The following is an 11,374-nucleotide window of genomic DNA, read 5'->3' as shown; positions in this document are numbered from 1 at the left end:
GGGTGATCCGGTGGCGTCGAGTTCGGTCAGCGTGGGGACGACGGCGCGGGCGGCGAGTTTGGACAGGAACGTCGCGTGGGCGCGGCCATAGGGAGTGACCCGGTAGACGTTGTGTCCGGGCACCCGTTCGATGAACCGTTTGCGGCGGAGCCGGCGCAGGTCGTAGCTGGCCTGCTTGGAGGTGTAGGGCCGATCGAGCAGGGCGGCGACGAGTGGGGTGAGGCTGGCGTTGGTCAGCCCACCCACGACATGGCCGAACTGGATCATCGCGGCGAACAAGGCCATCACCCGCGGATCTCCGAACCGTAGCCCTGGGGTTCGGACGCCGTCGATCACCGACGGCAAGATCACCTGCTCGAGGGTGGCCACGTCCGGCGGGGGTGGTGCACCCTCACCGAGCGCCGCAAGGAAGCGGGTGTTGACCGCGCGGCCGGCGGTGACCAAAGCCCGCCAGTTCGCCACGTTGAGCGTTTTGTGGATGTCGAAGTCGGTGGCGTTGTTCACCGTCGTCTCGACGCGCAGCACCCGGCCGCATTCGAAGTAGGCCTTGACCTTGGACGAGCGGTAGCGGATCTGGATCTGCGGATCGACCCCGTCGGTGCACAGGGTCTCGAACCGGACCGGGGTGCGCCGGGTGATCCGCCGGTCCACGACGAGCGCAACCTGCTCGGGACGGCCCAGGTCCAGATGCTCCCGGATGGCCGCGTCGAAGAACGCCCGACCGCCCGGGGCCGGTCGAACACCGCGGTATCGGAAACCTCCAACTGGCGGATGGAGAACTCATAGCGGAACCCGGCCCGACGGTCTTTGGCCTCCAGCGGGCTCGGCAGCCGCGACAGCCAGCGAGTGGCGAACCCGCGAACATGCCCGGCGCCAAGCTGATCGGCGAGCCGCTGCGCGAGCCGAGCATCCGCCGCCGACGCCAGCCCGCTGTCCAACTCGGTGAACCCCACCCCGGCGACGGCGAGGGAACGCTTGAGCCACTCATGTTCGTTGCACCAGACCCACACCGGGGCGGGGGACCAGGGCGATCCGCTCGCCGGGGCGCCGGCGTAGGCACCTCTCAATGGAAGGCTGTTCGGAGCCAGTGCTGGCCGCCGTCGTGCGTGGTCCAGATGCTGTGCGGGTCGCCGATCCACCTTCCTACCTGGGACGTTTCGAAGCCCAGCCAGGCCGAGGTGGTCGTCTGGGTCAGCTGCTGGGTGTCGGTGGCGGCGGCGTTCCAGTGACCACCGGCGTCGGTCGAGAGGAGCAACTGGGCCGTGAGGGTACCGCCGCCGCTGACGGGGCCGGTGGCGACGGCGAGGGTGGTCGGGCTGGCCGCCGCGAGCAGGGCCAAGGGTTGGATGTTCGGCAAGGTCCCCGCGCGTTGCCAGGACCCGCCGGCGTCGGTGGAGGTGACGACGAAGGTGCCGTTGCCGGTGTGCGGGCTGCACAAGCCGGCGAAGAAGCCTCCCTGCGCGGCGGCCAGGTCGGTGAGGTCCTCTTCCTGCCCTTTCGCTCCGCCGCCGCCGGAGCACGGGTCGGGCTGCCGCTGCCAGGAGCCGCCGGCGTCGGTGGAGCGGTAGACGGTCGCCTGCGCGGACACCGGCCCCGCCTGGCTGCCGTAGAGGGCGAGCAGCAGGGTGGAGCCGGCGGTGACGATCTGGGCGGAGTCGCTGCGGCCCGGGGCGGCCAGCTGACCGATGATCGGGTGCCACGCGGTGGAACCGATCGCCGCGTCTTGCAGGCTCGGCTGGCACGGGCCCGGGCAGCCGCTCTGGGTGTAGGCGACGCGGTAGACCCGGCCCGCGCCGACGGTGAGCGTCTCTATCTGCGGGCCCGGCTGGGGTTGCCAGCTGCGGCCGCCGTTCGTCGTCATCAGCAGCGCCGGGCCGAACAGATAGCCGACCGAGGGGTTGGCGAAACGCACCCCGCTCACGCAGACCGCCGTCGCACAGTCGACAGTGCCGTCCTGCAGGTGGGCCGGCGGGTCGGGCAACGCCGTCCAGTGCGAACCGCCGTCGCTGGTGTGCGCGAGCCGCGCGCAGGTCCCAGTCGCGCAGGGTTGGGCGGCCAGCGCCCAGCCGTCGCTGGCGCTGACCCAGCTCAGGTCTGTGAGCGAGGCGTCCGCGAGCCCGGGAGCGGTGCTGGCGAACGACAGGGCCGCGGTGACCCTCGACGCCGGGTTCGGAGCCACCCCACCGCCGAGCTTGATGACCAGACCGATCAGGACGCACTGCTGGCGGCACTGCGTCGGCGTCCCGTTCGGTTCGGTCCCGGCGGCTGGCTGCGCGACGAACACCCCCGACGCGTCGCCGGTGGTGGCGGTGTAGAACGTCAGGCTGGCCGCCGCGCCACAGCCCGGCTGGCTTCCTGCCGGCGGGATGCCCGCACACTCATAGACCATCACGGTCGCACCCGGCGGGAAACCGGTCAGACTGACCTGCAACCGCTGGCCGCCGATCAGTCCCGTGCTCGGGGAAACGGACAGACGCAGCGAAGCCGCCGGAGCGCTGCTCGTCGCCGAGCTTGCCGGAGCCGCGCTCCGAGGAGGCGTGCTTCCGCTCGACCCGCAGCCGGCGGCGAGAAGGACCAACCCAGCGACGCCAAGGCAGCTCCAACCGGGTCCTGCGACCTGCCGGCGCCCGCCCACCACCGCTCCCGCCTCCCTTTTCTCCCGCCTCCCCCTACGACGCTCGCCACCCGTATACGGTTGCCGCCATCGCCCGGCCGAGGCTTCACGGCGAGGGGCTTCTCTACACAGCGGCTGGTCGCCGGCGCGCTCACGAGCCCGTCGGCGACGGGATCTTGGCGGGTGGCGGGTTCGTCGGCGGGGGGTCGGCATCCTCCAGCAGGCGGTTGCCCAGCGGGCTCGCCAGTCCGACGACAGCGGGGTGGCTGGCTGTGCCGGGGCATCGGGTGGGTGCGTCGGGGAGCAGCCGCAGCCACACCCGCAGGTAGACCGTGGAGGGGGTCTCCTGCACGGCAAGGTGGTCGAAGGTGGCGCACGGCTCGGCGGCCGGGTAGGCGATGCCGATCTGACGGCCGCCGTCGCTGTCGTCGCCCGTGCGCTGCCAGGGCACCTGCACGAAGGTCTCGGCGAGTTGGGCCGGGCTGGGTCGCTCGGTGGCGCTGACCCACTGGATCTGGCTGCCGGTCGCGTCGTAGGGGACCTCCCACACCCCATAGGGGGGTGGCCCGGGCGACGGGGAGGTCCCCGGTGCTGGTCCACCCGCTGTCGTTCCGGGGCCGCCGCCGATGGGCGTTGGGTTCGGTGAGTCGCAGACCACCACCAGCCAGACCGGCCGGTCCCGGTAGAACGGGCGGCTCCCGCCGTTGGGCAGGATCTGCGCCGGCGCGGGCGCAGACAGCAGCCCGAACACGGCGAACGGATGCCCGCCGGCCCCGGCACCCCAGCTGGACGCGGCGAACCGGGCCAACACTTCCTGTCCGGTGACGCTGGTGGCGGCCTGTCCTGGTGGGCGCAGCACGTCCTGGCCGTCCATCGAAACCGGGCTCGTCAACCGACCAGACGGATCCACCCGCGGCGGAATGTTGCAAACATCCGGGTAGTCGGTGATGTTGGTCTCCTGCATCGCGAACGGCGACGGCGACGACGCGCCCGGCACTACCGGCGCCCACGAGGACGAGGGCGCCGACAGTGAAGCCTGATCAGCGGCCGCGCCGGCAGGGGCCTGCGCGGTGCCGCACCCGGCGGCAAACGCGCCGAGGGCAGCGGCGACAGCGCCGACGAACACCCTGTGCGGAACCGGTGCCATGCCAACAGTGTCCGTCCTGGCGAGGAGACTCGTCGCGGTTATGACGCCAGGAACCGTCGGCTGGTTCCCGAGCGCCGGGCCACAACATCTGCATAGGTTCGGGCGAGGCACCCAACGACCAAGGTCATCACTCGGCCCTGAGCGTGAAACACACAGCGGCGTCGGTTACCCCGTAGGCGTTGAGGCGACGGACTCGACCTGCACCTTGCCGACGGGATTGGGACACAGTTCTTCCAATGTTTTCAAGGGTTGTGCCGTGCTCGCGAGCAGGCACGGTTATCCACAGGGCGTCTTGCGACACTTCACCGACGGGGAGGATTCCAATCAGCACGGGTCAGGTGGGAGGTACCCGGTAGGGACAGGACGCTTCCCCGGTCGATAACGGCACGCTCTCAGGTACCGATAGCTTGATCCACTCTGAGTGACCGATGTGAAGATCCGGCGCTACCGCGCTGCGCCAGCCCCCATCCAGGTTGTGGCCTTAGTCGTCTCCCACGTAGCCCGTGGCGGGATCGATCATGTGGAGGAAGGTGCGGATGTGCTCCCGGTGCTCCTCCGGCGACCGATTCGGTGGACCGCTTGACCCGAACCCGTAGCCCTCGTTCGGCCCGCTCAACCAGTCGTATGCCGAGCCGCCGTCGGCAGCCTGGCGAACAGCTCACCATCGACCTCGATGGTGAGCAACACCGGTCCAGGCCGGCCCGCAGTGCCCTGGCGAGCGACAGGAGCGGCGAGCCGGTCGCAGTCCCCACTGCTGTGGTGCCTGTCCATGGAGCCAGGTTCGACGGTTCGAACGCTCGCGTCTATGGCGATCGTCGGGCGGTGCGCACCGTGTGCCGACCGTTCTTGCCCGGCATTCGCGGCAGTTGCGCGGCTGCGGCTGCGGTCAGAACCAGGCCTCGGTGATGTCCGTGATCGTCAGGTTCGTTCCATCTTTTGCTTGGTAGAAAATGCTCCACGGCTCGTGCGAGCGATCCGGGTCTCCGTAGACCAAGCTCCCATGGTTGCAGAAGTAGTTGAGTCGCGTCCGTGCGATCACGTTGGTGGCGCCCTGGGCGAATCCGCACAGTTCACCGTCGCCCAGTCGCAGGTACCAAGGGTCGCCGAAGGTCAAGCCGTGGATCTGGGCCGCTACCGGCAGCGGGTTCGACGGGGTGACCTGCACCGCAGTCCGGTTGAACGGGCTCGGCGGGCAGACCAGGATGACCGGGAGTCGCTCGCGAGCGAAACAGGGGTCGAGGATGCCGAAGCTGGATTGGCCGGCCCTGAAGCACCGGTAGGCGTTGTTGCGCTTGGAGGCCTCCGCGCCTTGCGGGCATGTTCCGACAAACCGCGCGCGGACGTGAATGCCCGCGGCAACTGCACCGGTCGCGGTGAACGGCGAATAGACCGCCACAGTGGTCGAGGCAGCGGCGGAGGCGGATCCCGACGCCGTAGCGGACGGCAACGGCCGCGGCGCCGGCGAGGAGGAGCATCCGCTCAGTAGCGCCGCCGCCACACCTGCTCTCAGTGGCCACGTAAGGCGCCGCGCCCGGGTGAGCCGGATGCGCATCCAAACCCCCTCCGGTCGCAATCTCTGCCCATCAGACTCGCATACGGGGTCTTGGTTACCACCCGGTCGCTGGGTTCAGCGCCCCCCACCCCGGAAGATCAATTCTGCGTGGTCGCAGCCATCGGTGATCTCCGGCGGGGGTCACCGCGAGGTGCCGTTCGCGGTCACTCAGCCCGTGCCGAGTCAGCCGCCCATAACTACGGAATACGTTCGGGCGGGGGCACTCCCGGCGGCGTTATCCTCGGCCCTGAGCGCGAAACGAACGGGTGCGTCGGTTACCCCGCAGGCGTTGAGGCGAGGCGCTTCTTACCGCACCTACCCGATGAATACGGGCGACAACGAGGTGGCAGACGACTCTCGACGCTTTGCCGACGCCCACCTTCGTGGGCACGTTGTCGTCAGTAGCGATCACGCGAACGGCGGCCAGGTGGGACGTCTCCGTCCGTGATCGCCGATAACGTCGTGCACGTGCGGATCACCGCGGAGGAGATCGGTCTGGCTGCGGTCGCGGCGTCGCTCGTGGTCGGTTCCGGTGGGTGGGTGGCCAACTGGCGCGACCGGCAGGCGCGTCGGCGTGAGGCAGCGGAGGAGCGGCGCTACCAAAATCGCGGGGAGGCATACACGGAAGCGTTGCAGAGCATCACGCACATCGGCGGATACCTGCAAACTCTGCGTCCGACGTTCGTGATCAACGCAATCCCACAGCCTGTGGTGGCGCTGCCGGGGCCGACCGAACAGGTGCGGGCCCGCGCCCTGGTCATGATCTACGGCAGCGCGAGCATGCGGGTGGCCTTCGACGAGTGGGACAAGGCTGCCCGGTCCATCGAGCACGCCGACCGCATGCTGACCTTGGCCCAGGATGCGGCGAAGATGGGCTCGGCGCCGCCGCCGACCGATTCCCAGAGTTCACATGCTGGTCGGCAAAGCTCGCCGAGGCGAAACAGGAGGAACTCGCTGCGCGACAGCTGTTCGCGGAGCGGGCGGCCGCCGAGTTCGACCCTCCGATTCCAACGGGGCACCGCTGGAATCGGAGAGCGGGAGAACGATAGGCCGTCGAGGGCATTAGCGGTCCGGCGGCACCAGCGCTCGAAGCTGAGCTGGGCGAGCGGCCCGCGGCCGATGGATCGCCGGTGCGGCCGGGCCGTGGGCGCGCCACCCGTTCAGGAGCGAGCCGAGCAGTCCACCGAACGCAGGTGGAGCGAGGCCCCGACAGATCCGCTCGTGGCGGGTCACGAAACCGGGTACGTCGGCCGACCGTCGACCAGCGCGAGCTGCTCGGGACACCAGGTCGTGGGAATGGTCCGGGCAGGCCGGCAGCGACGTCTTCGCCGTCGGGCTGGCCGCGGCCCAGCGCGGATTGGTGTATGGGCCGGGGCGTTCAGCGTGTCGAAGCGTGGGTCCGGATGGTCGAGGTAGCCCAGCATGTGATCGAACGAGCGGTTCCCATGGCCAGCACCACCACATGTTGGATGCTCGGCGCTGCGGCCTGGCGGGCGGAGCTGATCATCCTCAACGTCAGTCATCGCCGGGCAGCCGTTTCCCGGCGCTCGGCGGAGCGACGCCTTGGCGGTGCAGCCGGACCAGCCGAACCGGTCCCTGCCGGACTGTGGGCAGGGACGTGGCCGCGTAGGCGCGGGCTTCAACCACGGCGGCCTGCCACGCCTCCTGCTCGATTCCACCGGCCGCCCGGCGGGTCGCCGCACGCAGGCTCGCCCCGCTGATTCCGAACGCCCCGCCGACCGTGACCAGCGTCGAGGCGACGGTGCTCGCCCCGTGAGTGTTCTGGCTGATCACGTACAGCACGCCGCCGAGTGCCGCGGCCAGCGTTACCACCGCCGGCCAGAACCGGCGCAGCACTCGCCCGGTCAACGCCCGGCCGGTGCGTAGCATCGACTCCCCGGCCACGATCCATGCTCCGAGCCCCGGCTGCGTTGTCGCCGGCGCAGTCCCGGAGAGCACATCCCGCCACGACCCACCCTGAGTTCGTAGCGCCCCCTGCACCGCCCCGGGCCTCCGCGGAGATCCTCGGCAACCGCCCCGTCCCGTTCAGGGTTCGAGCGTTCACCGCCATCCAGGCTTGCTAGATCTCCAACGACCGGCTCACTGTCGCGGTCGCTGCTGTGACCGCGGGGTCGCCGCCCATCTGCCCCAGCCAGCCGTGTAGCACCGCCAGCCGGTACCGGTTGAATTGACACAGCAGAAAGCCCGGGTCGTCGCGACTGTCCGGCGGGATCCAGCAGGTGTCGCTCAATGCCCGGCCGAGCTGATAGCCCGCCAGCAGCGCCGGCGGTGCGATCACCAGCTGTCCCAGCACCCGCTCGTGTAGCTGGCGCACCTCCCCCTGGAACGCCGCAACGTCCTCGGGCGCCACCTTGCGCAGCGGGGCGACCGATGCTCCCGTCACCGGCAGCGCGGCCAGGTGGGCACCTAGTTGATCGACGGTCAGGCTGACCTGGGCTGGAGTGTCGAGTTCGGCGATCGTCGGCAGATGATCCGTCACCTCGCGGCGGTGCTCGCGGTGGATCAGCGGCCCGTATAGCTGCGCCATCGCCCAGCCGGCCGCGAACGCCTCCGCTGCTGCCCCCGACGATCCGGTTGCCGCGCCGCCAGCCCTGCGACGCGCCCCCTCCGAGCCGGCCACGCCGGCCCTAGCCCGTGGCGGCACGCTCAACCTCGGCACGATCGACCCAGCCGGCGGCCCGGCAGATCGTCGGGCCGGCAGGGCCGGCGCCCGTGACGGAGCGTCTGGTCTCGGAGGTCATGTTGCTGTCGGAGCGGGGCGCAGCGTGGCAACGCTGACGTGCGGCCAACTGATGCCGTTGAAGTTGAGCAACACCGTTTGGCTGTACTGGAGCAGGTCGGGTTGAGCCGCACCCTGGGTCGTCTGCAGCCAGAACGTTGAACTGACGCGCGCAGCAACGGCGTTGGGGCCGTCCGGGGCGCCCTGGAGAAAGGCCGTATTGGCCACCCCACCACCCAGCACGGGCGTCGTGTCATCCGTGGACACCTGCAGGGTGATAGTTGACACCACCGTGAGTCCGCTGAGGGCAGACACAAGCACGCTATTCGGGTTGTCGAGCATCGCCTGGGTCACGCCGTTGAGCCCAGATCCGCTGGTCCGGAAGGTGTCGTTGTTCGTCAGCGTCTGCTCGGGGAACTGCTGGAGGGCGGCGGGATTCCCGATCGGGAACGGCGTGATGCTGGCCGCCGGGATTGCGGCCGGGCCGGTGGTGGGCGCGCCCGCGATGCCTTGAGCCAGGATCGAGGCGCCATGGGGGATCGTGGCGAGCCGGGCGATCGTGGCCGGCAGGGAAGGGTCGATCGTTGCCGGGATGTTGAGCCACAAGCCAGGCTCGACGTGTAGTCCCGCCTTCAGGTTGGAGTCCGTGACCTGCTGGAGATAGCGAACACCGGTCATGGTCAAATCTGCCTGGAGCAGCCCGCGGTTGGGGATGACTCCCGGGATCACATCGAACTCGAGCGCCTCTTCGGTGACGTTGATCTCCAGGAAACGGTCGCTGCCGGTGGTGGGCTGCTGGGGGCGCCAAATGATGTTCAGGCCGGTGCCTGCCCACTTCCCGAGCAGGCCCTCCAGCAGGCCGAGTCCGGGATTCTGCTCTGGGGCAGGTGGGGGCGCTGGAGTCGGAGTGGGTGAGGGCGCGGGCACCGGCGGCGTCGGCTGGTATGAGAAGCCGGGATTGAGCAGCATGTGGGCCTCCGATCAGCGGGTTGGCCTTCCGATCTCGCTCCCGCCCACTGATCGTGGCATACCGCAGCGACAAATGCCGACCGTGTGATTCGAGCGCCGTGAGCGCCTCGGCCTTGAACGCCACGGCTTCTCGGTCCCGATAGGAGTTCCGCTTGTGAAGCGGTCGCACATCGGCCGTTCAGCCGGTTTCAGAGCTCGTCCTTGAGCGTGAAATGCACGCCTGCGTCGGTTACCCCGGAGCCGTTGAGGCGAGGCGCTCCTCACGGCACCTATCCGATGGAAAACGGGCACCACGAGGAGGTTGTCAGCCCCTCTTGGCACCTCACCGACCGCCGCGTCCACCTCCGACCACAGATCGGGAGGCGGCCGGGGGCCGCGATTTGTCGGACGCTTCGGATACTTTCGTCATATGTTGCGGTGTGCGAGCGGGGCCTACACGTTTACCGTACGAGCCGAGCGACCGGCCGAGGTCGAGGTCGCGGTACACGGGGGGAGTCCGTTTCTCCTCGCCGTGTTTCCTGGCGACAGCTTGGCACCTCCGATCAGTGCCCTCGCGCCGCACCCGGACGGGCTTCTGTTGCGCATCGGCACTGCGTATGTCCGGAAAGCCACCCGGACCGGGGACGCGTGGACCGTCACGACTGTGAGCCATGACGATCTCGTTTTTGCCGGTTTGGCCGACCATCCCGATTGGCGCAAGGCCTTGGAGCAGGGGTCGTGAGGCGACCCGTCCGGGTACGAGGGCGCGAATGCGACACCCCGGGTGTTCGCTTACAGGAGGTAAAGCGCAACGAAACTTAGGGTGGGGGGCTTGTTGAGAGGAGCAGAGTGCCTTCAGCTTGGGCGCCCGTCGCGGAGTCGACCGCCACTACCTTGTAAGAGAGGTCAAGATGGGGCAGGCAATTCTGAGTCGTCCAAGCTAACGGCTGCGCTACGATGTCACCAAAATCGTCCGCTGCCGTGCCCTCCATGGCTATTTGTTCGTCGTCTGGGTTGAAGTAGTAGATAGAAACGGAGCCATCGGGGGTAGCGCCGCTCACGTTGACCAAGGACATGTCGGCCTGACTGGAACAGAGGCTCCCTTCCGAAGCGACGAGCACCTGGAGACGCGATATCGGCAGATGTTGCTCATAGAAGTTTCGATCCGTCCAGTTTGAGATGGTTGGTGTGGCGCTGGCAGTAGTGATCTTCAGTAATACGGTCGTCATGAGGCGGCTGTATCGATCGATTACAGTGACAGGCCAGCCGCCGTTGTTCCCTTCGGTTCCGAGCCAAATCGCTGGCGTCCAGAGAAAGTTTTGCGAGAAAGCACCATTCTCCTGGGCATACGTGGTGGTGCTATCGATTGGTCCATCGCCATCTGGTGCATGGACTTCAATGGTCACCAGCGAGAAGGACGAGAATCCGTTGCCGTAAACGTTGATTAATACGGGGTGCCCGGGGTTCACTATCGAGGCGGGCGACAATTGTACGAGTGGACTGCGATTAGGCTGCTGCTCTGGCTTGACAGATGTGACATACGGCTGCTCCGGATTGATCGAGGGCACTACCGATATCTCGTCCGGGTTGATAAAGTGCTGCGCTTCGATATGCGCGCTGGCAGGGACACCGAGGGTCGCGGCGGCGGTAATCGCGGCGGCGATGGAGAGAAGGATGCTGAGTGCGGACACCGTCCGCCCTCGGCCTCGAGTTGCGAGCAGATGTGACGCACCGTAGGCGAAGATGAAGCCGGCCGCGGCAACCAAGCCGACACCGGTTGGTCGTAGGTATGATGAGTAGCTGGCACCGAGGCCTGCTCCTATTGCCCCGAGTAGCGCCCCTGCCAGCTCCAGCAGCGTTCCACGCGAGCTTCCCGGCTCGCCTTCGGACGGTCCAGACGGGGACGACCCCGGCGGGATTGAACTGGACACCGGTCAGGTGGTGTCGCGGGCCATACGCGTCTCGGCCATGTAGATCACTATCCGTTTTCGTCGGTTGCGCTTGGTGAGATTCTATCCCGTCGAGCGCACATACGCGCATACAGTGACAGCGCTGGGCTGCCTGAGACTCTCGATGGTAACTCGGACCTCCCTGCCGATGGTCCGGAGGCCCTATCCCGGGTCGTTGTGGGGACCCCGCTCCCGCTGCTCGGCAGCTTCGAAGACGACGCTAGGACGTCCACGTGGTAAGCGAAGCAGGGTGGGCGCAGCAAAAGCGCACCGAACTGTTGGCCTTAGAGCGCGCGCGGATAGGTGGGTCACGGGCGCGGTAGTGCCGGGTCGTTCTCGACGGTCTGCAGGGCCAAGGTCTCGAGTTCGGTGGCCAGTTCGCGCAGCCGTCGTGCGTTGTCGAGCAGTGGCTGGAGTCGGTCTG

General features: G+C 68.2%; 9 protein-coding genes. All 9 read right to left on the bottom strand.

The features are described 5' to 3' along the window. On the bottom strand, positions 1–651 hold a 651-nt coding region (locus VNG13_10345), incomplete at its 3' end, for a hypothetical protein (GenBank protein HVA60916.1). A gap of 412 nt (positions 652–1,063) precedes the next feature. Further along, positions 1,064–2,827, bottom strand: a complete 1,764-nt coding sequence (locus VNG13_10340) for a neocarzinostatin apoprotein domain-containing protein (GenBank protein ID HVA60915.1) — start codon at positions 2,825–2,827, stop codon at positions 1,064–1,066. After that, positions 2,766–3,761 (bottom strand): hypothetical protein, encoded by a 996-nt coding sequence (locus tag VNG13_10335; GenBank protein HVA60914.1) that lies wholly within the window; start codon positions 3,759–3,761, stop codon positions 2,766–2,768. The genes VNG13_10340 and VNG13_10335 overlap by 62 nt, the downstream gene beginning before the upstream one ends. Before the next feature lie 886 nt (positions 3,762–4,647). Continuing rightward, a complete protein-coding gene (locus VNG13_10330; GenBank protein ID HVA60913.1) occupies positions 4,648–5,157 on the bottom strand; it encodes a hypothetical protein in 510 nt (169 codons plus the stop codon). A 920-nt stretch (positions 5,158–6,077) separates the two neighbouring features. Beyond that, on the bottom strand, positions 6,078–6,332 hold the full coding sequence (locus VNG13_10325) for a hypothetical protein (GenBank protein ID HVA60912.1): 255 nt from the start codon (positions 6,330–6,332) through the stop codon (positions 6,078–6,080). Between the two features lie 496 nt (positions 6,333–6,828). Next, positions 6,829–7,218: a hypothetical protein gene (locus tag VNG13_10320; protein ID HVA60911.1), complete on the bottom strand. Its 390-nt coding sequence runs from the start codon at positions 7,216–7,218 to the stop codon at positions 6,829–6,831. 175 nt (positions 7,219–7,393) lie between these two features. After that, a complete protein-coding gene (locus tag VNG13_10315) occupies positions 7,394–7,984 on the bottom strand; it encodes a hypothetical protein (protein ID HVA60910.1) in 591 nt (196 codons plus the stop codon). 87 nt (positions 7,985–8,071) lie between these two features. Then, positions 8,072–9,022: a heme-binding protein gene (locus VNG13_10310; GenBank protein ID HVA60909.1), complete on the bottom strand. Its 951-nt coding sequence runs from the start codon at positions 9,020–9,022 to the stop codon at positions 8,072–8,074. 797 nt (positions 9,023–9,819) lie between these two features. Further along, on the bottom strand, positions 9,820–10,692 hold the full coding sequence (locus tag VNG13_10305) for a hypothetical protein (protein HVA60908.1): 873 nt from the start codon (positions 10,690–10,692) through the stop codon (positions 9,820–9,822). Positions 10,693–11,374: the final 682 nt, after the last annotated feature.

Source organism: Mycobacteriales bacterium (assembly GCA_035533475.1).
Classification (GTDB): Bacteria; Actinomycetota; Actinomycetes; order DATLTS01; family DATLTS01; genus DATLTS01.
The sequence above is the reverse complement of the archived record's forward strand: the minus strand, read 5'-3'. Positions and strand labels throughout refer to the sequence as shown.